The organism is Flavobacterium sp. SP2 (genome assembly GCF_057626655.1).
In genome coordinates this window covers 234016-259069 of record NZ_JBVHBT010000002.1, presented here as the reverse complement: position 1 = coordinate 259069, position 25054 = coordinate 234016, and the positions used below count along the sequence as shown (strand labels likewise).

The window sequence follows — 25054 nt, the reverse complement described above, 5'->3', positions numbered from 1 at the left end:
ACAACTAAATAACTTTTGTGTCTTTTATGTTAAATTTTTTTTTCATTAAAATAGTAGTATTGTTTTTCTTTTTAACGCAATTGGCTTTTTCGCAAAGTCCAAGTTATTCTGTTTTAGAAAATAAAATATACAATGCTACTGATGCATTTGTTGCCAATCCAAATCAAGAAAATTTAAAGAAATTAGAAAATCAGGAAACCTATTTTATACCCAAAACCAAACCAGAATATTTGGCTTTGGTAATTTTAAATTGCAATAAAGCGTATTTTCAAAATCAGTTTGGTGCAACCAAAAAAGCTATTTCTTCTTACGAAAAAGCATGGCTGATTTATCAAAAAAACAAACTTTCAAACTATGATATTACCGAGTTTTGCCTGAAACCATTGGGAAATCTTTACACGATCATTGGTGATTATGAAAATGCCGAAAATACTATAAAGCACTATTTTTATATTGCCAATTCAGAAGGAAATCAGCAACAGAAATTTGCAGCAATTCTCAATTTGTCTAATGTTTATCAGAATACTGGGAAAATTAAGGAAGCTATAAACTTGTTGGAACAAACCATCAAAACAGAAAAACTGACCTCAGTTCAAAAAGGAATTTTATACAATAATCTTGGGAATAATTACTTTTTGAATACGCACGGTATGTTTGTAAAAGCGGATGCTTATCAAAAAGGAGAAGCAGCTTATAAAAAAGCAATTGCCTTATTAAAATCAGAAAAAAATCAGTCAGAATCTTTGTCAAATGCCTATCGGAATTTAGCTAAAAGATATGTGGTTACGCAAGAATTTGAATTGGCAAAAAACAACATGCAAAATGCACGAATCGAATTTTTAAAAACGCCAAAACAAGAGCCTCGAAAGGTAGCGCAATTCTATCTTGATGAAGCTACGATTTTGCTTAAGCAAGACAGCTTGGTGCAATCTCAAGAACGAATTAGTGTTATTTTTAAAACATTAATTCCGAGTTATTCTTCTACAAATGTGCTTCCAGCAAAAAATTCGTTATTTGCAGAAACTACCTTGCTGGATGCGTTAGATTTGCAAGCTGAACTTTTTCTGAAACAAAATCAACCTAAGAAAGCGTTGCAAAGTTATACACTAGCTTTTCATATTGAGGCGTTATTTCAGTATATGTTGTGGCATGAAAGCTCCAAAATAATTTCACAAATAAGAAACCGAAACCGAACTGAAAAATGCATTTCTATTTATTATAATCTTTTCAAAAAAGAAAAAAAAGCGAGTTATTTGGAAGCTGCTTTTGTGCTTCAGGAACAAACAAAATCGGCTGTTTTACAAGAATACATTTCGGTTTCCAAAAATATTTCTGGTGATGAAAAATTGATTCGTGAGCAACTTCAGAACTGGAATACTGTCATTATAAAGGAACAGCAAAAATTGGAATTTGCCAATATTTCCAAAATAAATGAAGCCATAAATAAGCAAAACGAATTGATGCTTTTACTGAAATCTAAAACACAGAATGACTCAAAAGCAGCAAAAAAAGAGTTCAATTTGACCGATCTATATTCAAAACTCGAAAAAGACAATGCGGTTTTGGTCGCGTATTTTTATGGAACTGAAAACATTTATATTTTTACTTTAAAAGATAGAGGAATCACTGTAAATGAGAGTACTTTGCAAGGAACTGGCGCAACTAAAATTGTTGATTTCATAGGGTATTTTTCAGATTCAGATAAAATCATAAACGACATTTCTAAGTATAAACTTTTAGGAAATCTTGTATATAAGAAATTGAAACTTCCAAAAAAATCCAATCACAAAAACCTGATTATTATTCCAGATGGAGTTTTAACAATGTTGCCTTTTGAAGCCTTAATTACCGAAGAATCCAAGACCACTAATTTTGCCAAAATGAATTATTTACTTACTGATTTTAATATTGGTTACCAAAATTCGGCAGCGTTTTATCTGAATTCTCATGCTTTTCAGCACAAGAATGAAGCGGTTTTGGGTGTATTTCCAATATTTGAAAAGACTAATTTAGAATTGGCTTTTTCCAAAAAAGAGTTGGATTATTTAAAGTCGAATTTTAGTGGAAATTATCTCGAAAAAGACAAGGCAACGTTTGCAAACTTCAAACATAATCTTTCTAATTTTTCTATTTTGCATCTTTCTACACACGCATCTTCTGGCGATGTTTTGGATCTAGCAAGTATTCGGTTTTACGACGAGGAGATTCTGTATTCGGAGCTTTATAATTTATCCATAAATCCAGATTTGGTTGTCCTTTCTGCTTGTGAAACCGGAATTGGAAAACTCTATAAATCAGAAGGTGCAATGAGTGTTGCAAGAGGTTTTCAGTTTGCTGGAGCACAAAATTTATTATTTTCACTTTGGAAAGTTAACGATTATACTACCTCTGTTTTGATGCAGAAATTCTATACTAATATAAAGCATGGGCGATCGTATTTTGAGTCCAATCATCAGGCAAAACTGGATTTTCTTGCGGACGAAAGCATTTCCAATTCTAAAAAATCGCCATATTATTGGGCGTCGTTTGTATATTATGGAAGTTTAGAACCAAAGTCGACTTCAAATAATTTAGTTGTAGTTTCCGTTTTAGCTGGATTAATTGCTTTATTTTTGGCCTTCAAACTAATACGAAATGCAGGAGCTTCAAAAAATTCTAAAGAAAAATAAGTATAAAAAAATTAACTTTAAAGTTTCCAAGACACAACATCTTTTAATAAAAATCATACTTAACGGAGTAAAAGGAAATTTTATTCTCGATACTGGCGCAAGTAATAGTTGTGTGGGATTTGAAGGAATTGAAAAGTTTAATTTGCAACCAGAGAAATCGAAAACTAAAGCTTCTGGCGCTGGAGCAACCGGCATGTTAACGCAAATTTCTAAGGAAAATAAGTTGGAGTTAAATCGTTGGAAAGAAAACGATTTTACTTTGGTAATTTTCGATTTATCGCATGTGAATTCGGCACTTACGCAACACAAGGCAAAACCAGTTGATGGTATTATTGGTGCCGATATTTTACTTCAAGGAAAAGCAATTGTTGATTACTTTAATCACTGTTTGTATTTGAAGTAGTTTTTTCTGTTACGCAATCCATCTTTGATTTTTAAAGTAAGTCTTTATAATATTTTATTTATTTGATTTCAAATTAAATTTTATTGGGTTTAATATTTTTTTTTAAAGATTTTTTTCTAAAAGTTTTTTTATAACATTAAAATCAATTTCTTTTAATTCAATGGAATTGTAAATAATTCGTCCGTTTTTATTTATTAGAAAATATTCGGGTAAAGCTTTTATATTAAATTTTTTTGCAATTAAACTTTTTGAAGATTTTACACGTTCAGATACGTTAATCCAGTTCAAATTTTTCTTTTTAATTTCCTTAAACCATCTATTTACATTTTCATCTTGATTAAAATAAACTACTTCAAATCCTTTATCTTTGAATTCACTATAGAGTTTAACAAGATTTTTTTCATATATCTTACAAGCGCTGCACCAAGTAGCTGAAAAAGCAATTAAATATACAGTATCCTTAAGTGAATTGTTGTTAAATATTTGATTAGAATCGTTGAGTACCTCAAAAGTTGGAACGGCAACTCCTACATCTGATTTGTTAGCATTTTCTTTAAAATTATTTAAATCGGTTTCAAATTGTAATCCTAATTCAGTATTTTTAATGTTTGCTGGTAGATTTTGAAAAATATCATTAATAATTTCATAATTATAATCAAGATCACCAGACTCAAACGCCATAAAATATAAGGCGTAATAGGTGTTTTTATCAAAATCTTTAATAATTTTTAACTGTTCTTTTACAAGCGACATTTTGCTTTCTTTTGATAAAGTCTTGTATTTTTTAGTATCATCTGTAAAATAAGAGAATTTGTCAAAATAATATTCTCTTTTTAAACGCATTAAGTTGTATAATGTATTATTTGAAGTTTTACTATATATTATATTGGAAAAAATTGAAGCATCTGGAAGAGGAAGTTCAACAATTACATCGCTCATATTTGATTCAGCAAGAACATAAAAATAGTGGCTTGGGTCATCCGTTAAATAAATTTGCAAAGTTGCTATTTCGTTACTAAAATTTTCTTCATAAGTGATTAATCCATTTTTAATTTTTGAATTGTAATTTTTTGAAGTACCTCCTTCGAGATAGTTAACATCAAAACAATTTATAGAGATACTTTTTCCCTCTAAGGATGGATTTTTAAAGATTATTTTCACTTTTAGATTATTTTGTGAAAATGAAATTTGAATTAGTAAAAAAAGTAGTGAATTTATGAAAATCCTCATGTTTATATAATGTTTTAAGGTCAGTAATATTTTAATACAATCAATAGAACTATAAAACAACTTTATAATTATATCGTATATAGTTCGAATAAGATATTATTTCATAATAATCTATTGTTTATTGTATTCAAAAAATTGTGACTCGGCTTCAGATTTTTCTAAAGTTAAACCATAATAATTCAAGTCTTTAATTGTAGCCTCAATAGAAATATTGCTTAATATAAGATCATAAATCCCATCTAAAGTTATTTTATTTTTAATGATTACATCGTAATACTTACTTATTCTACTACCTATTTCGGAAATATTGGAGTCAAATAAAATAAAATTAGTATTAGTGTCACTTTTTAGTTTTTCAGGACTATTGGTAATGTTTTCTAATTTTGTTTTATCAACTACTTTTAAATTATAAATAGCTGTCTTTTTGGTTGTAACTGTTTCAACTAGATTTAATGTCTTTAATAGATTAAATTTAATATCTAAAACTTTCTTTTCTTCGTCTGAAAACAAACTGTTTTTATAAAAAAGAGAATAATTTTGGTTCTCTAAATCTGGTGGCAATGAAATATGAGATTCAAAAGTATTTGATAATTCAGCTAATAAAGAAGGTAAATTTTTGTTTAATTCAAAGAATACTCCTTGCGTTTTTAAGGTGTTTTCATGCATTTTAAATTCAGTACTATTTCCGTTTAATAAAATAAATGAATATTTATTTTCTTCGTTATAGGTCAGTTTATAAGCAACATCGACTACGCGTTCTTGTTTTGGAGTAATAATTTCTGGTAGTACAACGTCGTCGTCTATTTTTTCGGTAGTTATACTTTCTCCTTTGATAAATTTTTCAATAACTGTCTCGGTTAAATTACTTGGTTTTCCTACCCATTTTACAATTCCATTTTGGTCAATTAATATGGTTTTAGGAATGCTGTAGTTTCCATCTTTATCTGATATATAATCTTTAAATGTTTTTCCAGTCTGATCACTTACCACCATAGTTTTAAAGATAACTCTATTTAAAGTTCTTACTACTTTTTCTGGCTTTTCATAAGTTATTGAAATAAATTTCAGATTTTTATAATCTTCGAATTTACTTTGTAAATCGTTAATATGCGGGACTTGCTCAAGACATGGTTTACACCAAGTTGCCCAAAATTCTAAGACAATATATTTATTTTTTAAATCTTTATTATTCTCTGAATTTAGAATGTAATCTGAAATAGCAATATTTGGAGCAATTTGATCCACTTTCACTTGCGCAACATTGGTACTTGTAAAAAGTAAAATTATACCAAACAAAAAAATAGTTTTTATTTTCATAATTTAAGTAGAATTTAAATTTAAAATCCTAAAAGGTGAAAAGTATATTTGACTTTGAAATAGTAATCAAATCTAATTTCTTTTTCTATTCCTCTTAAACGATTGTATGGCAACTAAAGTCGCCACAAACATCAATATTCCACCAACAATAAATGGCGCGCCCGGAAATTGAAAAGGCGCTTCTTTGTGCGTAAAAAAGTAAAAAACGGTACTCATTAATGGAGGACCAATAATAGAAGAAGCACTCATTAAACTAGTTAATGTTCCTTGAATTTCTCCTTGTTCGTTAGCAGGAACTTCTGCCGAAACTACTGCTTGTAAAGCTGGTCCAGCAATTCCGCCTAAACAATAAGGTATCAGAAATACAAACATCATCCAGCTTTCTGATGCGAAGGCAAACAAAAACATGGCGACCGTGTACAAAGCCATTCCAAGGTAAATACTTTTTTCATTTCCTAAGACAGGGTTGATTACACGAATTAAACCGCCTTGTACTATTCCTACCAATAACCCGACAATTCCGAGTGATATTCCTACCATTTTTTCATCCCAACCAAACCTGAAAATAGTATAAAAACTCCAATTGCTTTGCACGGCATGTGAAGCAACATAAAGAATAAATATTGATGAAATTAATCCAATAAGTTTGGGATGTTTTTTTAAGCTTAATAACGCACCAACTGGGTTTGCACGTTTCCAATTGAATTCTCTACGGTTTTCTTTGGTTAAAGATTCTGGTAAAACGAAATAACCGTACAAGAAATTGATCATGCACAACACGGCAGCAGCATAAAAAGGAACTCTCGATCCGTATTGACCAAGTAATCCGCCCATAACCGGACCGATAATAAATCCTAATCCAAAAGCGGCGCCAATTAAACCAAAGTTTTTGGCTCTATTTTCAGGTGTACTTACATCGGCAATATAAGCCGAAGCAGTCGTAATACTTGCACCTGTTACTCCAGCAATTATTCGTCCCACAAAAAGCCATTCTATTGTTGGTGCCACTGAAAGAAAAAGATAATCTAATGAAAAGCCAAGAAGCGAAATTAGGATTATTGGTCGGCGTCCGTATTTATCACTTAAACTTCCTATTAAAGGAGCAAAAACAAATTGCGTGATAGAGTAGGCAAAAGTTAACCAACCTCCAATTTTAGCAGCTTCGCTAATGTCACCGTTGATAAGTTCTTTTATTAGTTTTGGAATTACCGGTATAATTATTCCCCAACCTGTGATGTCTATCAACATCGTAATGAATATAAAACCTATTGCCGCTTGCTTTTTGCTTTTCTTCATAAAAAAAATCGATTTGGTGTAAAGCTACAAAAAAACTTTTTCTGCACTGTTTCAAAGTTTAAAATGTTTAGATGTTCAATTATGAATCAATGAATTGTTTTTATGTATTTTAGATTGCAGTTGTAAATTCATGTTGATAACTCGATTATATTTTTATATTTGTAATAAAACATTGTATATATAATGAAATCGTCGTTCACAAGAAGTTAGACAAGCATTGTGCGATAAATATCAATAAACAAAAAGCATTTACACATTTAACCTCAAATAAACAATTTACATTTATATGAAAAAAATACTCATTGTCTTTGCAGTGCTAGCCTTAGCAGTTTCTTTTAATTCGTGTTCGAATGAGGATGAAAACGTTTCGAAATCAGTAACTTTTAAAGTTGATGGCGTTGATAAAAATTTCAAAGTAGAATCTGCAGAAACTGGAGGTTTATTATTTGTAACTGGATATATTGGAAATCCTTCTGAACCAACCGAGTATGTTACTTTTACGCTTAATTCTGAGGATACAGGAGCCAATGCAATTACAAATTTTAGCTATGAAAATCTGACCAGTAGTTATGATCCAATTTCGTTTTCATCAAATGTTACTGAAAACAGTGGAGGAAAAGCAGAAGGTACTTTTTTTGGAACATTAGAACCATTTGATGCTGGAGCAAATATTGAAATTACAGAAGGTTCTTTTTCAATAAAATAAACCACCATATAAAAGAAAACCGTCATGATATTGATTCATGACGGTTTTTATTATTTAAGAAATCACTGTTTTTATAATTCCAATGCTTTTTTAGCATCGCCATTCATTAACAATTCTAATGGATTTTCTAACGCTTCTTTTACAGCAACTAGGAAACCAACTGATTCACGACCGTCAATAATTCGGTGATCGTAAGAAAGTGCCACATACATCATTGGGTGAATTTCCACTTTACCATTTACAGCAATTGGACGTTCAATAATATTGTGCATTCCTAAAATTCCTGATTGTGGAGGATTGATAATTGGTGTAGATAACATGCTTCCAAAAACGCCACCATTAGTGATTGTAAACGTTCCACCAGTCATATCGTCAACCGTAATTTGTCCGTCACGCGCTTTTAATGCTAATCTTTTAATATCCGCTTCAACGCCACGGAACGTTAAATTTTCGGCATTACGAACTACAGGAACCATTAATCCTTTTGGTCCTGAAACCGCTATTGAAATATCGCAAAAATCGAAAGCAATTTTATGATCGCCATCCATCATCGAGTTTACATCTGGAAATAATTGTAATGCTCTAGTTACCGCTTTAGTAAAAAACGACATATATCCTAAACCAACGCCACCATGTTTAGCTTTAAATGCATCTTTGTACTCGTTACGAATTAAGTTTATAGGTGTCATATTAACTTCGTTGAACGTTGTTAACATAGCTGTTTCGTTTTTGGCAGCTACCAATCTTTCGGCTACCTTACGACGCAACATTGATAATTTTGTGCGTTCTGTGCTGCGTGAACCACCCGTTGGAGTTCCCATTGATGGCGTTGCATTTACAGCATCATCTTTAGTAATTCTTCCACCTTTTCCTGTTCCAGAAACTTCAGAAGGATTGATGTTTTTTTCGTCTAATATTTTTTTTGCTGCTGGCGATGGAGCGCTTGCTGCATATGTTTTTTCTTCAACTGGAGCAGTTTTTGGAGCTTCAGCTTTTACTTCAGCTTTTGGAGCTTCGACCTTTTTTTCTTCTGCTTTTGGAGTTTCTGTTGTTGCAGCACCAGGTTTTACACCGTCGGTATCTATTAAACATACAACTGCACCAACTGCAACGGCATCACCTTCTTCTGCTTTTAGCGTTATGATTCCGCTTACTTCTGCAGGCAATTCTAATGTTGCTTTGTCAGAATCTACTTCTGCAATTGCTTGATCTTTTTCAACATAATCGCCATCTTTTACTAACCAAGTTGCGATTTCTACTTCTTTTATAGACTCTCCAGGTGATGGCACTTTCATCTCTAATATCATATGTGTAATTTTTGATGTTATTTTTAATTTACCTGACAGCCACCGGCTGTCCTCCTTTTAATTTCAAATGCCTAGTGAAAGCACTTTCATTTCTAAAATGATTGTAATTATTTTAAATTATGAATTTTATATTTTAAATTGTTCGTGTTGTTACTTGTATGTTCTAGCCCTGATTACTTCACATTGCATTTATTTAAATCGGAGTTCAGTGAACTTCGTTTGCAGCGACATCCTTTTTCTTTTTTCTTTAAAAAGGAAAAGATATAGCGGAAAGCAGGGAATAGCTCCTAAAAAAAATTATCTAAATAAATCTTTATCGAAAACCATTCTTATTGCATCGGCATGACGTCTTCTATCTCTAGTGTGACTTCCTGCTGCTGGCGCTGCGTAAGCTTTTAGTGATGCTAATCTCCATTTTACTAAATCGAAATTCATCAACATAAAACTGTAAGCACCCATGTTTTTAGGTTCTTCTTGTGCCCAAACGTAATCATCGGCATTTGGATAACTCGCAATAATTGCTTTTAATTGCGCTACTGGTAATGGAAACAATTGCTCGATACGTACCAAAGCTACATCATTTCTACCATTATTTTCTCTTTCGGCTAAAATATCATAATAGAATTTTCCTGTTACGAAAACCAAAGTTTTCACTTTAGATTTGTCTACAGTAGTATCATCGATTGTTTCTTGGAATTCACCGGTTGCCAAATCGTCTTGCGTAGATACACATAACGGATGACGTAATAAACTTTTTGGTGAAAATACTACAAGCGGTTTACGGAATTTGGTTTTCATTTGTCTTCTCAACAAGTGAAAGAAATTCGCTGGCGTCGTACAATCGGCAACGTACATATTGTGGCGTGCGCAAAGTTGTAAATAACGTTCCATTCTTGCAGAGGAATGTTCGGCACCTTGACCTTCATACCCATGTGGAAGCAACATTACAATACCATTTTGGTTGTTCCATTTGTCTTCACCACAAGAAATGTATTGGTCAATCATGATTTGACATCCGTTAGAGAAATCTCCGAATTGTGCTTCCCAAATGGTTAGAGAATTAGGATTGGTTAATGCATAACCGTAATCGAATCCTAAAACTGCATATTCAGAAAGTAATGAGTTGTAAATTTGAAATTTACCTTTGCTGTTTTTTATTTTATCTAAAAGAATTACTTCTTCTTCTGAATCTTCCACTTTTACAACGGCATGACGGTGAGAGAATGTTCCTCTTTCAACATCTTGTCCCGAAACTCTTACGTCATAACCCTCGATTAATAAACTTCCGTAAGCTAGTGTTTCTGCTGTTCCCCAATCGATAACATTGTTGTCGTACATTGTTTTTCTATCGGTAACAATTTTGGAAATTTTGTTGATGAATTTTTTGTCTGATGGTAAGGTTGAAACTTCTACAATTAATTCGTCCAATACTTTTTTGCTTACTTTAGTATTGACTTTTTTCAACATTTCATCGTCAGAAACTTGCTCGAAACCTTTCCATTCGTCTTGTAAAAATGGTTTGATTATAGTTAAGTTTTTCTTACGAGATTCTTCTAGGTTTAAGTCAAGGTTGGCTTTGTAATCAGATTCTAATTTGTTAATGTAAGCTTGATCTACAATTCCGTCAATAATTAATTTTTCAGCATAAATATCACGAGGATTTCTATGTTTTGCAATTATTTTATATAAAACTGGCTGTGTGAAACGTGGTTCGTCACCTTCGTTATGGCCGTATTTTCTGTATCCTAATAAATCTATAAATACATCACTTCCGAAAGTCATTCTGTAATCAAGTGCAAATAGCATGGCGTGAACTACAGCTTCGGCATCATCAGCATTTACGTGTAAAACTGGAGACAAAGTTACTTTGGCAACATCGGTACAATAAGTAGACGAACGTGCATCTTGGTAATTGGTTGTAAAACCAACTTGATTGTTAATAACTAAATGGATTGTTCCACCAGTTTTATAGCCATCTAATTGCGACATTTGAATAATTTCGTACACAATTCCTTGTCCGGCAACTGCAGCATCACCATGAACGGCGATAGGCAATACTTTAGAGAAATCATTTGGAAAATATTTATCTTGTTTAGCACGAGCGATACCTTCAATAACCGCTCCAACCGTTTCAAGATGGGATGGATTTGGCGCTAAATTAATGTTGATTTTTTTACCAGTTCGGGTAGTTTTTTCAGAGGTTAAACCCAAATGGTATTTCACATCTCCGTCAAAATACTCTTTATCGTAGTCTTTTCCGTCAAACTCTGAGAAAATATCTTGTGTTGGTTTGTGGAAAATATTAGCTAAAATATTCAATCTTCCTCGGTGTGCCATTCCCATTACAAAATGTTCAACACCTTTTTCTGCAGCAGCTTCAATTAAAGCATCAACAGCTGGAATGATAGATTCGCCACCTTCTAGCGAGAAACGTTTTTGACCTACATATTTGGTATGTAAAAAGTTCTCGAAAGAAACTGCTTCGTTTAATTTTTCTAGTATATTTTTCTTTTGCTCAACATTGAAGTTTGGCAAATTGTCGTTAATATTTAGTCGGTCTTGAATCCATTGTACCACTTCTGGTTTACGAATGTACATGTATTCTACACCAATAGATTGGCAGTATACATTTTCAAGATGAGTAATAATTTCTTTTAGCGTTGATGGTTTATGACCTAAGACTTTAGCTGCATCGAAAACCGTTTCTAAATCAGAAAATTCTAGTCCAAAATTCACTAAATCTAAATTTGGAGAATACGTTCTTCTATCGCGAACTGGGTTGGTTTTTGTAAACAAATGTCCTCTTGTTCTATAACCATCAATAAGTTTAAGAACATTAAATTCTTTTTGAAGTTTTTGTGATGCTTGACCGTTTTCTACAGCAGTGGCAGTGTATGTGGCAATTTGCTCACTAGCATTTTCTTCGTTGTAGGTAGTCATTCCAAAGTCGAAACCTTGAAAAAAAGCTCTCCAACTTGGTTCTACTGCGTCTGGGTTAACTAAATATTCATCGTATGTTTGAGCGAAAAATTCGGTATGTGCTGCATTTAAAAAGGAAAACTTATCCATAAGAGTTGGTAAAATATTCGTTTTGTTAAAAATTTTATGCAAAAGTAAAATATTTACGACAAATTAAGGCTGTTTTTTATACTTTTATAACATATAATTATAATATCAAGTGTATGAAAACTATTAATTTCAATATTTTAACCAAATCACTCTTTTTTATTTCGTTTTTGATGGCAATTCCCTTTTCTCATGCACAAGATATAATTGAACCGCAACCAAGAAATGCCTTTTGGAGTAGAGTACAATTTGGTGGCGGACTTGGCCTTGGTATTGGTGGTGGTTATACCGATATTACTGTCGCGCCAAGTGCAATTTATAATTTTAATCAATATGTTGCTTTAGGCGCAGGTTTGCAAACCAGCTACATCAAAGTAAAAAATGATTATTCTAATCTTATTTATGGCGCTAGTGTTATTGGATTGTTCAATCCAATAGAAGAAATTCAGCTTTCACTAGAAGTAGAGCAAGTTCGTGTAAACACAACATTTGAAGCAATCCCAGACGATATAAAACGAAATTTTTGGAATACTGGTTTGTTTGTTGGCGCTGGTTATAGAACCGAAAATGTAACCATTGGTGCAAGATATAATTTATTATTTGATAGAGATAAAAGTGTGTATAGTGATGCGTTGATGCCTTTTGTTAGGGTTTATTTTTAAATTGATGAAAGACAAATTTGGAATTAATTTTTTAGATTTATGAAATTGATGTTGGTTTTTAGTTTAACTTATACATTATAAAATAAACCACACATGAAATCAATATTTATTCCGAAACCAAACCTTCATCCATTCGCGTTTTAAAACTAAGAATGCTACTTGTGCTGCAAGTTCAGAAATATCAGATCCATCCAGCTTTTTAACCTGATCTTCTGGAACATCAATGATGTAGAGCAGGTTTAAATATTCTGCAAATTTATACTGAATTAATCTGTAAATTTTTTCCTGAAGTTGTATTTTTAATTCCTCAGGTTTGGTACTGCTATGGAAGTCTATTGGTTCGTTGGCAAGATTGAAATCTTTGTTAATTTGCTCAATAAGTTTTAGGTATAGATTTTCCTTTTCTGCTTCAGAAAGTAATTGCTCGGTATTTATTGGAGTTATAAATATATTAGTTTTCAATTTGTATTATGTTGATTCTCGTTCTACAATTAGTGTTGGCAATTCTACAGTTTGATGTTTAACAGGTTTACAGAGTTTTAATTGAAGAATTTCATCAATTAGAATGGCTGCCGATTTTAATCCTATTTCATAACCTGGTTGATCTATGGTTGTTAGTTTTGGCGAAATAACTTTGCTCATAAACCAATTACTAAATCCAAAAATACCAATCTGGTCTGGAATTTTGACTTTAACTTCATTTAGATAATTTATCGCGCCAATGGCAACCAAATCGGTTACAGCGAAAATAGCATCTACATCATCATGTTCTTGCAACATCAACTTCGCATTTTCATAGCCGTCTTCAAAATCGGTATTGTGATTGCACATGTATACCAGTTTCGGATTGAAGGCGATTTTGTGATCTTCTAATGCTTTTTTATATCCCAAAAATCGATCAATGGAATTTTGTGGAACCAGCGACCCTCTAAAATGTGCTATTTTTTTGTATCCTTTTTGTATTAAAAACGAAACAGCATCATAGGCGGCTTTTCTATCATTTATAACTACTTTAGAACAATCTACAACTTTTGCAATTTTATCAAACAATACAATTGGAGTTCCATTTTTTATGGTGTTTGAAATATGTGAAAAATCGTCAGTTTCATTGGATAGCGAAATTAAAATTCCATCTACTCGTTTCAATTGCAACAACTGAATTTGTTTTTTCTCCAACTCATATTTTTCATTAGATTGAAGAATAATAACCATGTAACCATGTCTTTCTGCTTCTTCAACTATTCCGTTTAATACACTCGAAAAAAAGTGGTGTACCATAGCAGGAATAATAACACCAATGGTTTTTGTTTCATTGGTTCTAAGCACAATTGCATTAATATTGGGCTTGTAATTCATAGTCGTAACCATTTCAAGAACACGTTCTCTTGTAGCTTCTCCTACGTCTTTATAGCCTTTTAATGCTTTAGAAACTGTGGTTACCGATATTCCTAAGGCATTTGCAATGTCAATTAATTTGGTGTCACTCATAAAGTAAATTTAGTTAAAATTAATCAATATGAATGTATTTTACACTAAACCTTTCTGCCCATTAAATTTTCTCCAAACGACCTTAAAATATCTTTCTTTTCGTTGTCAATTCCTATTTTTTGTAACGTTGCAAATGCTTTTAATGTGTAATCTTGAATGGCTTGTTGTGTAGCTTTTGAAGCGCCAGAATTGTTAAAAATAGTTTTTACTGATTCAATTTTATCCGAATTATCATCCGGTTGAATCGAAAATAAATGCAACAATTGCTCTTTTTCATCGGCAGTAGAAAACTCCATTGCTTTAAGGTACAAATAGGTTTTTTTGTTTTCAATAATATCACCACCAACTTGTTTTCCAAAAGTTTCTGGATTTCCAAAAGCGTCAAGATAATCGTCTTGTAATTGAAAAGCCAAGCCTAAATTCAAACCAAAATCATAAATTAATTCGGCATTTTCTTTCGAAGTTTCGGCTACAATAGCGCCCATCTTCATCGCTGCTGCAACCAAAACTGCGGTTTTGTATTCAATCATTTTCAAATATTCTGGAATGGTAACATCGTCGCGTGTTTCAAAATCTACATCCCATTGTTGGCCTTCGCAAACTTCTAATGCGGTTTTGCTAAACAGTTTGGCTAAATCTCTAAATACTTCGGTTGTGTACTTTTCAAAGTATTGATAAGCTAGAATCAGCATGGCATCGCCAGATAAAATTGCGGTATTTATATCCCATTTCTCGTGTACGGTTTCGTTTCCTCTTCGTAGCGGTGCGTCATCCATGATATCATCATGAACTAAAGAAAAGTTATGAAAAACTTCAACGGCCAATGCTGCCGGAAGTGCCAATTTATAATCGGCATCAAAGACTTCTGCACTCATTAAGGTTAATACAGGACGCATTCTTTTTCCGCCAAGTCCTAATATATAATGTATAGGTTCGTAAAGATTTCTCGGTTCTTTAGTTTCGTATTGCGATTGCAAATAATCGGAAATAAATTCTTGGTACTGATAAATGGAATGCATAAAGTAATTTTTGGCTAATTTACGGTATTACTTTAGGATTACAAAAGTGAATTTTAACCAAATGTTAAATTTATGTAAATACTTTGGAAACTATTTTTGTATTCAAAGTTTCCGATATACATTTGCACCATAATTTTAACATTTGCATATATGAAAGTAACAACCCTTATTACTGGCGCTTCTAACGGCATAGGATTGGAATTGGCGTACATAAACGCCGAAAAGGGAAATAACTTGGTTCTTGTTGCTAGAAATTGGAAAAAACTTCAAGAAATAAAGGCTGATATTGAGTTGAAATATGAGAGTTCCGTATCGATAATAAGCAAAGATTTATCTGTAAAAGATGCAGCTTTAGAAATTTATAATGAAGTGAAATTGCTACAGGTTAAAGTGGATTATCTTATCAATAATGCAGGATTTGGCGACTTTGGTTTTTTTGCCACTACAGATTGGGAGAAAGAGCAAGAAATGATTAACCTGAATATTACCGCATTAACGCAGTTAACCAAGCTTTTTCTTAAAGACATGATTTCGAGAAGAAATGGCAAAATTTTAAATTTAGCTTCAACTGCAGCATTCCAACCCGGACCAAAAATGGCGGTTTATTTTGCAACAAAAGCCTACGTTCTAAGTTTTTCTGAAGCCATTGCCAATGAAGTAAAAGAATTTGGAATAACCGTAACAGCACTTTGCCCTGGACCAACAACTAGCGGATTTCAATCGGCAGCAGCTATGGATGATGCTAAATTATTTAAAGATAAAAAATTGCCAACAGCTAAAGAAGTTGCGCAATACGGTTATGATGCCATGATAAAAGGAAAAACCGTTGCAATTCATGGATTTATGAATACGGTTTTAGCAACTTCTGTTCGATTTTTACCAAGAAATTTAATTGTAAAAATTATCAGAAAATTACAATAATATGAAAGAGAAAATCATCAAGAAAGCGACTGAAATGTTTTTGAAATTGGGTTTCAAAAGTGTAACTATGGATGATATTGCAGGAGAAATGTGTATTTCAAAAAAAACGATTTACAAGTATTTTAGCAATAAAGAAATGCTTATTGAAGAAGGAACAGAGGTTGTTCATCAAAAAATTCATGCTTTAATGGAGCATGTTGTTTCTCAAAAGCATAATGCTATAGCAGAAAATTTTCAGTTAAGAGAAATGTTTAAAGAAATGTTTCAAGCATTTGATCAATCTCCTGCTTACCAATTAAAAAAACATTATCCAGAAATTTATCAAAAAATGATGGCGAATGAAATTGAAGATTGCAGTCAAATGTTTCGGCAAAATATTGAAAAAGGCATTATTCAAGGACTGTATCGACCAGAAACCGATATTGAAGCAGCTGTAAAATTTTATTATACTTTAATTTTTTCAATTAATGAAAACACACGATTAGAAAAAGAGGCTTATGAGCTTGAAGCAAAAGCGCTTGAGTATCATACTAGAGCAATTGCAACCGCTGCAGGAATTGTCGAATTAGAAAAAAACTTACTTAAAACAACTGTATAAAATGAAAAAAACAATAGTAATATTAATCCTGACTTTTGCAATTGGTGCTACCGCGCAAGAAGTAAAAACGCTTACTTTAAAAGACGCTATTACATTTGCATTAGAGAATAAAGCCGATGCCAAAAAAGCAAAATTGCAAGTCGCAAATGGTGAAAATGAAATAGACGAAATTCGTTCAAGAGCCTTACCACAACTATCGGCAAGCGGAAGTTTAAACTACAATCCTATAATTCAAACTACCGTAATTGATGGTGCAGGCTTTGGAGCGCCAGGAACAACAATTCAGGCCGCTTTTGGACAAAAATGGACTTCAGGAGCTGGAATTACCTTAAACCAAGCATTGTACGATCAGTCGGTTTTTGTTGGATTAAAAGCGGCAAAATCTACTAGAGAATTTTATCAAATAAATGCGCAATTAACCGAAGAACAAATTATCGAAAAAGTTGCAAATGCTTACTATCAAGTATATGTAACGCGTCAAAACTTAAATGTATTGGACAATAATTTGAAAAACACCAATAAGGTAAAAGACATCATTAAAGGGCAATATGATAATGGACTGGCTAAAAAAATTGATTTGGATAGAACTATGGTTCGAATTTCTAACATCAACACGCAACGTCAGCAAACAATAAACGCAGTTCAACTTCAAGAAAATTCTTTAAAATTTTTAATGGGAATGCCAATTGAAACTAAAATTTCTATTCCTGAAACTGAATTTGAAGTGACGCCAACAGCACTTTCTGAAACTCCAAACACAACTACAAGAACAGAGTATTTGTTACTTAAAAAGAATGAACAGCTTTTGCAATACCAAAAAAAATCAGTTCAAGCTGCTTATTATCCATCGCTATCTTTACAAGGAAGCTACAATTATATTGGTCAAGGTCCAGAAATGCCTTGGTTTAAAAAACCTTCAGATGGTGTTTATTGGTCAGATTTTGCTGCTATTGGATTAAACTTAAACATTCCAATTTTCACAGGATTTGGAACTCGTGCTAAAGTTCGTCAAGCAGAAAACAAATTAGAATCTATAAAAGTAGATTTAGCTGAAACTAAATTAGCATTGGATTTAGAATACGAAAATGCAAGAACTCAAATAGACAACAGCATTATATCGATAAACAATCAAAAAGAAAATGCGCAGTTGGCACAAGAAGTTTTAACCAATACCAATAACAATTACATTCAAGGTTTGGCATCCTTAACCGATTTACTTGAAGCAGAAAACGAATTGGTAGCAGCACAAAATAACTATACAACAGCATTATTAGATTACAAATTAGCAGAAATTCAATTAATAAAATCAAAAGGAGAACTTAAAACATTAACCAATAAATAATCATCATGAAAAAAATTATTATAACAATAGTAGTAATTGCAGCTTCACTTGGGGTAATTGCTTATATACTTACCAATAACAAGAAAAAAAATGAAGCTAAAACGGCTATCGTAGCCGAGAAAAATGCTACAGTTTCTGTTAGAATTGATACCGTAAAAACTGAAGATGTATCGTTAGATTTCATTTCAAACGGAAACTTCGAACCAGTTCAAGAATTAAAATTTGCTGCTGAAAAGTCAGGAAAAATTACAAGTGTTCTAGTAAAAGAAGGTGATTTTGTTTCTGTGGGACAAACACTTGCTATCGTTAGAAGCGATGTTATAAATGTAAATGCTCAAAATGCAAATGCAGTGTATCAAAATGCTGTATCAGATTATAACCGATTTGAAAATGCATACAAAACGGGCGGTGTTACAAAACAACAAGTGGATCAAGCAAAACTAGCAATGGTAAATGCTAAATCACAGTTAACACAAGCAAATATCAATGTTGGTGATACCAGAATTAAAGCGCCAATAAGCGGATTTATTAATAAAAAATATATTGAAGTTGGGTCGATTATAACTGGAATGCCTGCTACAGAATTGTTTGACATCGTAAACGTTTCTAAATTAAAATTAAAAGTTACTGTTAACGAAAGTCAAGTAGCAAGCTTGAAAGTTGGAAGTGCAATTAAAGTTACTGCAAGCGTTTATCCAGATAAAACTTTTTCAGGAAAAATTACTTTTATAGCATCAAAGGCAGATGAATCTTTAAACTTTCCAGTAGAAATTGAAATTACCAACAACGCTTCCAAAGATTTAAAAGCGGGTATGTATGGAACTGCAGAATTTGCATCGAACCAACAAAAACAATCACTTAAAATTGTTCCTAGAAATGCTTTCGTTGGAAGTGTAAGCAGCAACCAGATTTTTGTAATTGAAAACGGAACTGCTAAACTTAAAACTGTAACCGCTGGAAGAATTCTTGGTGATAAAGTTGAAATTCTAAACGGATTAAACGATGGTGAAACTGTAATTGTTACAGGTCAAATCAATCTTCAAGACGGTAGCAAAGTAGAAGTTATTAAATAAGTCTTAAAGTCGAAAGTCTTAAAGTCATATAGAAAAAACATATGAAATCGCCATATACACGAGTTTGCGAATGCAAATACCAATGAAAATAGCGATACATATGCACCAAAAAACAAATAATATTTACATATGAAATTAGCAGAAATATCCATAAAACGTCCGTCGTTAGTGATTGTATTGTTTACAATTCTAACACTTGGTGGACTGTTCAGTTACAGCAATTTGGGTTACGAATTGATTCCGAAATTTGAAACCAACGTAATTACAATTGCTACAATTTATCCTGGTGCTTCGCCAAGTGAGGTTGAAAACACGGTGACCAAGAAAATTGAAGACGCAATTGCATCCTTAGAAAACATTAAAAAAATAGACTCAAAATCGTATGAAAGTCTTTCGACAGTTTCTATTACATTAACTTCTTCGGCCGATGTTAATGTTTCGATGAACGATGCGCAACGTAAAATAAATGCTGTACTTAGCGATTTACCAGATGATGTTGAGACGCCGTCATTAACCAAATTCTCTTTGAGCGATTTGCCAATTATGACTATTGGTGCCAACGGAAAAATGGATGAAGTTGCTTTTTACGATTTAATTGATAAAAAATTAGCGCCAGTTATTTCTCGTGTAGAAGGTGTTGCGCAAGTAAATATTATTGGTGGACAAGAAAGAGAAATTCAGGTGAATCTTGACGCTGTAAAAATGCAAGCTTACGGACTTTCTATTCCTCAAGTTCAGCAGAATATTCTCTCATCTAATTTGGATTTCCCAACAGGAAACATTCAAACTCGTGAACAAAAAATACTTATACGTTTAGCTGGAAAATATAAAAATGTAGACGAATTAAGAAACCTTATTGTATCGTCAAGAGGTGGAATTCAAGTTCGTTTGGGTGATATTGCTGATGTTCAAGATACTCAAAAAATCACTGAAAAAATAGCGCGTGTAAATCAAAAAAGTGCGATCATTTTACAAATTATAAAACAATCGGATGCCAATGCGGTTGCGGTAAGCGAAGAATTAGTAAAAACAATTGCCAAGTTGGAAACCGACTATAAAGCAAATGGTTTAGAATTACAAATTGCAAAAGACAGTACCATTTTTACACTAGAAGCTGCCGATGCTGTTGTACACGATTTACTTATTGCAGTATTATTGGTGGCACTTGTAATGTTGTTTTTCTTGCATAGTATTAGAAACTCATTAATTGTAATGGTTTCGATTCCTGCATCATTAATTGCAACGTTTATCGGAATTTATTTGATGGGTTATACCTTAAATTTAATGAGTTTATTAGGATTATCGCTTGTTGTAGGTATTCTTGTGGATGATGCCATTGTGGTTCTTGAGAATATTTACAGGCACATGGAAATGGGTAAAAACAAGGTTCGTGCAGCCTATGATGGAACTGCCGAAATTGGTGGAACCGTAGTATCGATTACCTTAGTAATTGTAGTCGTATTTTTACCGATTGCAATGAGTACCGGTTTGGTTTCTAACATTATTACACAATTCTGTGTTACCGTAATTATCTCAACTTTATTATCATTAGTTGCATCGTTTACGATCATTCCGTGGTTGTCTTCAAGATATGGAAAACTAGAACACATTGAAGGTAAAAACCTTTTCGGAAAAGTTATTCTTGGATTTGAAAGTTATTTAACTCGTTTTACAAATTGGGTTTCAAGATTGTTAGAATGGTGTTTGGATCATTATGTTAAAACACTTTTAATAGTATTGGTAATCTTTTTTGGATCGATGTTTAGCTTATTTGGAGGAGGATTTATTGGTGGAGAATTCTTCGCAGCATCTGATAGTGGTGAGTTCTTGGTTCAAATAGAAATGCCAAAAGATGCTTCGTTGGAACAAACCAATTTCATGACTCAAAAAGCAGAAGCATTTTTAGAAAAAGAAGATTATGTTTTTAGTCAAATTACAACTATTGGTCAAACGAGTGAAGGTCTAGGTGCTTCTCAAGCAACCGCTTACAAGTCGGAAATAAATGTTAAAATGGTTGGTTTGGACGAGCGTGATGAACCGGCAAATGTTTACGCTGCAAAAACCAAACGTAAATTAGAAAAAATATTGGTTGGTGCCAAAGTGAAAACGGTTCCGGTTGGTATTTTAGGAACAGCAGAAGATGCTACTTTAGGATTAATTGTAACTGGTCCAAATGTGGAAAGTGCGATGGAATTTGCGAAAGCAGCCGAAAAAGAATTACGTACTATTCCAGGTGCAACCGAAATTGAATTATCGGTAGAAGATGGTAATCCAGAAGTGAATGTAAAAGTAGATAGAGATAAAATGGCGGCTCTTGGATTAAGCTTGCAAACTGTTGGACTTACAATGCAAACGGCTTTCAGCGGAAATACCGACGGAAGATTTAGAGCTGGTGAATACGAATACGACATCAATATTAAATACAATGCATTTGATAGAAAAAGTATAGCAGATGTAAGTAACTTAATCTTTATAAACGATGCAGGTCAGCAAATAAAACTAAATCAATTTGCAACGGTAACCGAAGGTTCTGGGCCAAGTGAATTGGAACGTAGAGATAAATCGGCATCGGTAACTGTAAAAGGTCAAAATGTGGGTGTTGCTTCTGGAACTATTGTAACGCAATGGCAAGAAAAAATTGATAAATTGAAGAAACCAACGGGTGTAAATTACATTTGGGGTGGCGATCAAGAAAATCAATCGGAAGGATTTGGAACTCTTGGTGTTGCATTATTAGCTGCAATTATCTTGGTTTACCTTGTAATGGTTTCGTTATACGACAGTTTTGTGCATCCATTTGTGGTATTGTTTGCTATTCCGCTTTCGTTTATCGGAGCAATGTTAGCCTTAGCTTTAACAAATAATACGCTGAATATATTTACCATTTTGGGTATCATCATGCTTATTGGTTTGGTTTGTAAAAACGCGATTATGCTTGTAGATTACACCAATCAAAGACGTAAAGCTGGTGAAACTGTTCGTACCGCGTTAATTCAGGCAAATCATGCAAGGTTACGTCCAATTTTGATGACCACAATTGCGATGGTATTTGGTATGTTCCCAATTGCACTAGCTTCTGGAGCTGGAGCAGAATGGAAAAATGGTTTGGCTTGGGTAATTATTGGCGGACTACTATCATCTTTATTCTTAACTTTAGTAGTTGTTCCTGTGATTTACCAAATTATGGAGAAAATCATCAACCGAGTTTCTAAAGGTGAAAAAGTAGATTATGAAGCTGAAATGATTGCCGATTACGATCATAGAGAACTAAGTGAAGACGGATTTACACCGAAACACTAAAAGTTACACATCATTAAATAACAAAGCCTGTTCATTAATTTGAGCGGGCTTTGTTGTTTTTATTTAGAATTAATAAAAATAATTTGGATTGTAAGGTTTTGAACTTTATATTTGCACTATTAATAATAATTCTAAATAATAATGAATCCAAATACAAAATTATTTTTATTGCTGACAATTTTATTCTCAAGTTGGTCATGGTCGCAACAGACTGGTTCTATTTCTGGAAAAATCAAGACGATTTCAAACGATAGCCTTGATATTGTATCTGTAGTTTTAAAAAACACTAAAATCGGAACAATAACGAATTCAAATGGTGTTTACGAAATTACCAATATCAAGCCAGGAAGTTACATCATTAAAGTTTCAGCGGTCGGCTTTGCTACTAAAGAGAAAGCAGTAAACTTAACCGAAGGAAGTCAATTGGTTGAAGACTTTTTGATGACGCAATCATCAGAACAATTAAAAGAAGTAATAGTAAACGGAAATAAGACCAATGTTTTTGCTCGAAAAGAAACGCAAACGGTTTCAAGAATGCCTCTAAAAAATATTGAAAATCCTCAAGTGTACACAACAATTTCGGCCGAATTGTTAAAAGAGCAAGTAGTTACAAATCTCGATGATGCATTAAAAAATGCACCAGGATTAACGCAACTTTGGGCATCAACAGGTCGTGGTGGCGATGGCGCAGGCTATTTTTCGTTAAGAGGATTTCCAGTTCAGCCAACTATGGTAAATGGTTTACCGGGTTTGACCAACGGAAGTTTAGATCCAGCAAACATTGAACGAATTGAAGTAATAAAAGGTCCGTCTGGAACTCTTTTTGGAAGTAGTTTAATTTCCTATGGCGGATTGATCAACATCAATACTAAAAAACCTTATGAAACTTTTGGTGGAGAAATCGCCTACACAACTGCAAGTTACGGTGTAAATCGAATAACTGCCGATGTAAACACACCATTAAATGAGGATAAATCAATCAATTTTCGATTAAATTCTGCCTTTCATACCGAAGATAGTTTTCAAGATGCTGGTTTTAGAAAGTCATTGTTTTTCGCACCGTCATTATCTGTAAAAGCATCTGATAAATTATCATTTTTGTTTAACACCGAAATTATGAGTTCTGAATCTACGAACCCAACGATGCTTTTTTTAGATCGTGGTGCGCCTTTACGTGTTACCAATATTGACGAATTGAATTACAATAACAAGCGTTCGTACACCAGCAACCAGTTAAGCATTGAAACGCCATCCTACAGTTTACAAGGTCAAATGTTCTATAAATTATCAGACCAATGGACTTCCCAAACTGTGGTTTCTAGAAGCTCGTCTAAATCTAAAGGATTTTATTCCTATTTGTACGAAACAACACAGTTTTATCCTGCTGCATTGTCAGAAGGAATTGTTCTAGGACGTTTTTTCAACTATCAAAATTCTAGTACGTTGACTACTGATATTCAACAAAATTTCATTGGCGATTTTAAAATTGCTGGATTAAGAAATAGAATTGTCGCAGGACTGGATTATTTTAACAGAAATGTGACCGATAATGGTTCGGCTTATGTTGGAAATGGTGTCGTGTATATTGGAAATGCAAGTGTGCAAAACGTCAATGAAAATGTGTTCGGAATTACTGATCCAAATGCATATATTACCGATAGCGATAGCGGAAATCTTACCGTTGCAGGTTCTAATGCTCTTTTGGCAAATGCAGCCTATAACAATACCAAAAACAAACAAGAAGTGTACAGTGCCTATGTTTCTGATGTAATCAATTTTAATCCAGCACTTTCCGCAATGGCAAGTTTGCGCGTGGACCGATTTATGAATGAAGGTGATGTAACAACCAATGCTGATAATTACAATCAAACGGCCTTTTCACCAAAATTTGGATTGGTTTATCAGCCAATTTTAGAAAAGGTTTCGATTTTTGCCAATTATATGAACGGGTTTTCAAATGTTGCTCCTGGTAGAGATTTGCTTGCCGACGGAACTTCTAGACCAAGAACTTTTTCTGCCGAGAAAGCCAATCAATTGGAATTCGGGACTAAGCTAAATTTATTTAAAGACAAATTATTCGCAACGTTAAGTTACTATAATATCGAAGTTTCTAATGCTGTTTACACCGTCTTTACTGCCAATACACAAACCAATTTTCAAGATGGTGCACAAAAGAATAGAGGATTTGAAGCCGAATTTACTGCCAATCCAATAAAAGGTTTAAACATTGTGTTGGGTTACAGTTATAATGATAGCCAACTTTTGGCAGGCGATCAAGATTTTGTTGGATTCAGACCAGAAAGTGCTGGACCACAAAATTTAGCCAATCTTTGGGCGAGCTATAAATTTTCACAAGGAAAATTAAACGGTTTCGGAATTGGTTTTGGCGGAAATTACGCAAGCGAAAACAAAATTATGAATCGTGCCGTTTCGGGACAATTTAGAATTCCTGAATATACAATTGTCAACTCATCTTTATTTTATGGTGCCGAAAAGTATACAGTAACTCTAAAATTAGACAATCTTTTTAACGAAGAAGCTTACGACGGTTGGTCGACCATACATCCAAAAACACCAAGAAGTGTAGCAGCAAGTTTTGCTTATAAATTTTAATAAAAAAACAAATTCCGTTGGATTACTTTTTCAAGCGGAATTTT

Annotated in this window: 18 protein-coding genes; 10 read left to right on the top strand and 8 right to left on the bottom strand. The window is 33.0% G+C overall.

The window, feature by feature from the left end:
• Nucleotides 1–26 precede the first annotated feature (26 nt).
• Together ACZ098_RS05610 and ACZ098_RS05605 are read left to right on the top strand one after the other, a co-directional pair.
• Nucleotides 27–2669, top strand: a complete 2643-nt coding sequence (locus ACZ098_RS05610) for a CHAT domain-containing protein (RefSeq protein ID WP_487310761.1) — start codon at nucleotides 27–29, stop codon at nucleotides 2667–2669.
• Entirely contained in the window at nucleotides 2635–3072 is a 438-nt protein-coding gene (locus ACZ098_RS05605; protein ID WP_487310760.1) for a retropepsin-like aspartic protease, read from the top strand. The genes ACZ098_RS05610 and ACZ098_RS05605 overlap by 35 nt, the downstream gene beginning before the upstream one ends.
• 102 nt (nucleotides 3073–3174) lie before the next feature.
• Here the strand turns inward: ACZ098_RS05605 and ACZ098_RS05600 are convergent, their stop codons facing one another.
• The 3 genes from ACZ098_RS05600 to ACZ098_RS05590 all read right to left on the bottom strand — a co-directional run bounded on the left by ACZ098_RS05600 (nucleotide 3175) and on the right by ACZ098_RS05590 (nucleotide 6915).
• Nucleotides 3175–4233, bottom strand: coding sequence for a TlpA family protein disulfide reductase (locus ACZ098_RS05600; RefSeq protein ID WP_487310759.1), 1059 nt, complete (start codon nucleotides 4231–4233; stop codon nucleotides 3175–3177).
• A gap of 180 nt (nucleotides 4234–4413) precedes the next feature.
• Nucleotides 4414–5619, bottom strand: a complete 1206-nt coding sequence (locus ACZ098_RS05595) for a TlpA family protein disulfide reductase (RefSeq protein WP_487310758.1) — start codon at nucleotides 5617–5619, stop codon at nucleotides 4414–4416.
• A 72-nt stretch (nucleotides 5620–5691) separates the two neighbouring features.
• Complete coding sequence (locus ACZ098_RS05590) at nucleotides 5692–6915, bottom strand: TCR/Tet family MFS transporter (RefSeq protein WP_487310757.1); 1224 nt, start codon at nucleotides 6913–6915, stop codon at nucleotides 5692–5694.
• Nucleotides 6916–7201: 286 nt separating this feature from the next.
• Between ACZ098_RS05590 and ACZ098_RS05585 the strand changes: the two genes are divergently transcribed.
• Nucleotides 7202–7621 (top strand): hypothetical protein, encoded by a 420-nt coding sequence (locus tag ACZ098_RS05585; protein WP_487310756.1) that lies wholly within the window; start codon nucleotides 7202–7204, stop codon nucleotides 7619–7621.
• 71 nt (nucleotides 7622–7692) lie between these two features.
• Here ACZ098_RS05585 and odhB read toward each other — a convergent pair whose 3' ends face one another.
• Entirely contained in the window at nucleotides 7693–8928 is a 1236-nt protein-coding gene (gene odhB, locus ACZ098_RS05580; RefSeq protein ID WP_487310755.1) for a 2-oxoglutarate dehydrogenase complex dihydrolipoyllysine-residue succinyltransferase, read from the bottom strand.
• Between the two features lie 297 nt (nucleotides 8929–9225).
• Nucleotides 9226–11997, bottom strand: a complete 2772-nt coding sequence (locus ACZ098_RS05575; RefSeq protein WP_487310754.1) for a 2-oxoglutarate dehydrogenase E1 component — start codon at nucleotides 11995–11997, stop codon at nucleotides 9226–9228.
• A gap of 113 nt (nucleotides 11998–12110) precedes the next feature.
• On the opposite strand from ACZ098_RS05575, the gene ACZ098_RS05570 reads away from it, so the two are divergent.
• Complete coding sequence (locus ACZ098_RS05570; protein WP_487310753.1) at nucleotides 12111–12656, top strand: hypothetical protein; 546 nt, start codon at nucleotides 12111–12113, stop codon at nucleotides 12654–12656.
• A 99-nt stretch (nucleotides 12657–12755) separates the two neighbouring features.
• Here the strand turns inward: ACZ098_RS05570 and ACZ098_RS05565 are convergent, their stop codons facing one another.
• From ACZ098_RS05565 to ACZ098_RS05555, 3 genes are read right to left on the bottom strand one after another with little or no spacing between them, the layout of a single operon-like run.
• Complete coding sequence (locus ACZ098_RS05565) at nucleotides 12756–13106, bottom strand: hypothetical protein (protein WP_487311208.1); 351 nt, start codon at nucleotides 13104–13106, stop codon at nucleotides 12756–12758.
• Nucleotides 13107–13124: 18 nt separating this feature from the next.
• Complete coding sequence (locus ACZ098_RS05560) at nucleotides 13125–14144, bottom strand: LacI family DNA-binding transcriptional regulator (protein WP_487310752.1); 1020 nt, start codon at nucleotides 14142–14144, stop codon at nucleotides 13125–13127.
• A gap of 44 nt (nucleotides 14145–14188) precedes the next feature.
• Nucleotides 14189–15163: a polyprenyl synthetase family protein gene (locus tag ACZ098_RS05555; protein ID WP_487310751.1), complete on the bottom strand. Its 975-nt coding sequence runs from the start codon at nucleotides 15161–15163 to the stop codon at nucleotides 14189–14191.
• Nucleotides 15164–15313: 150 nt separating this feature from the next.
• Between ACZ098_RS05555 and ACZ098_RS05550 the strand changes: the two genes are divergently transcribed.
• The 6 genes from ACZ098_RS05550 (at nucleotide 15314) to ACZ098_RS05525 (ending at nucleotide 25010) form a co-directional block, all read left to right on the top strand.
• The gene (locus ACZ098_RS05550; protein WP_487310750.1) at nucleotides 15314–16084 is read left to right on the top strand and encodes an SDR family NAD(P)-dependent oxidoreductase; all 771 of its coding nucleotides are present in this window, start codon (nucleotides 15314–15316) and stop codon (nucleotides 16082–16084) included.
• Nucleotide 16085: 1 nt separating this feature from the next.
• A complete protein-coding gene (locus ACZ098_RS05545; protein ID WP_487310749.1) occupies nucleotides 16086–16682 on the top strand; it encodes a TetR/AcrR family transcriptional regulator in 597 nt (198 codons plus the stop codon).
• Between the two features lies 1 nt (nucleotide 16683).
• On the top strand, nucleotides 16684–18024 hold the full coding sequence (locus ACZ098_RS05540) for a TolC family protein (RefSeq protein WP_487310748.1): 1341 nt from the start codon (nucleotides 16684–16686) through the stop codon (nucleotides 18022–18024).
• Nucleotides 18025–18029: 5 nt separating this feature from the next.
• Nucleotides 18030–19097 (top strand): efflux RND transporter periplasmic adaptor subunit, encoded by a 1068-nt coding sequence (locus ACZ098_RS05535; protein WP_487310747.1) that lies wholly within the window; start codon nucleotides 18030–18032, stop codon nucleotides 19095–19097.
• Between the two features lie 129 nt (nucleotides 19098–19226).
• On the top strand, nucleotides 19227–22397 hold the full coding sequence (locus tag ACZ098_RS05530; RefSeq protein ID WP_487310746.1) for an efflux RND transporter permease subunit: 3171 nt from the start codon (nucleotides 19227–19229) through the stop codon (nucleotides 22395–22397).
• A 141-nt stretch (nucleotides 22398–22538) separates the two neighbouring features.
• Nucleotides 22539–25010: a TonB-dependent siderophore receptor gene (locus ACZ098_RS05525; protein WP_487310745.1), complete on the top strand. Its 2472-nt coding sequence runs from the start codon at nucleotides 22539–22541 to the stop codon at nucleotides 25008–25010.
• Nucleotides 25011–25054 lie beyond the last annotated feature (44 nt).

Excerpts from the sequence above, each read along its gene's own strand:
- ACZ098_RS05610 (WP_487310761.1), top strand. The coding sequence starts at position 27 with ATGTTAAATTTTTTTTTCATTAAAATAGTAGTATTGTTTTTCTTTTTA.
- ACZ098_RS05555 (WP_487310751.1), bottom strand. The coding sequence starts at position 15,163 with ATGCATTCCATTTATCAGTACCAAGAATTTATTTCCGATTATTTGCAA.
- ACZ098_RS05540 (WP_487310748.1), top strand. The coding sequence starts at position 16,684 with ATGAAAAAAACAATAGTAATATTAATCCTGACTTTTGCAATTGGTGCT.
- ACZ098_RS05535 (WP_487310747.1), top strand. The coding sequence starts at position 18,030 with ATGAAAAAAATTATTATAACAATAGTAGTAATTGCAGCTTCACTTGGG.
- ACZ098_RS05560 (WP_487310752.1), bottom strand. The coding sequence starts at position 14,144 with ATGAGTGACACCAAATTAATTGACATTGCAAATGCCTTAGGAATATCG.
- odhB (WP_487310755.1), bottom strand. The coding sequence starts at position 8,928 with ATGATATTAGAGATGAAAGTGCCATCACCTGGAGAGTCTATAAAAGAA.
- ACZ098_RS05525 (WP_487310745.1), top strand. The coding sequence starts at position 22,539 with ATGAATCCAAATACAAAATTATTTTTATTGCTGACAATTTTATTCTCA.
- ACZ098_RS05545 (WP_487310749.1), top strand. The coding sequence starts at position 16,086 with ATGAAAGAGAAAATCATCAAGAAAGCGACTGAAATGTTTTTGAAATTG.
- ACZ098_RS05575 (WP_487310754.1), bottom strand. The coding sequence starts at position 11,997 with ATGGATAAGTTTTCCTTTTTAAATGCAGCACATACCGAATTTTTCGCT.
- ACZ098_RS05590 (WP_487310757.1), bottom strand. The coding sequence starts at position 6,915 with ATGAAGAAAAGCAAAAAGCAAGCGGCAATAGGTTTTATATTCATTACG.
- ACZ098_RS05570 (WP_487310753.1), top strand. The coding sequence starts at position 12,111 with ATGAAAACTATTAATTTCAATATTTTAACCAAATCACTCTTTTTTATT.
- ACZ098_RS05595 (WP_487310758.1), bottom strand. The coding sequence starts at position 5,619 with ATGAAAATAAAAACTATTTTTTTGTTTGGTATAATTTTACTTTTTACA.
- ACZ098_RS05605 (WP_487310760.1), top strand. The coding sequence starts at position 2,635 with ATGCAGGAGCTTCAAAAAATTCTAAAGAAAAATAAGTATAAAAAAATT.
- ACZ098_RS05550 (WP_487310750.1), top strand. The coding sequence starts at position 15,314 with ATGAAAGTAACAACCCTTATTACTGGCGCTTCTAACGGCATAGGATTG.
- ACZ098_RS05530 (WP_487310746.1), top strand. The coding sequence starts at position 19,227 with ATGAAATTAGCAGAAATATCCATAAAACGTCCGTCGTTAGTGATTGTA.
- ACZ098_RS05585 (WP_487310756.1), top strand. The coding sequence starts at position 7,202 with ATGAAAAAAATACTCATTGTCTTTGCAGTGCTAGCCTTAGCAGTTTCT.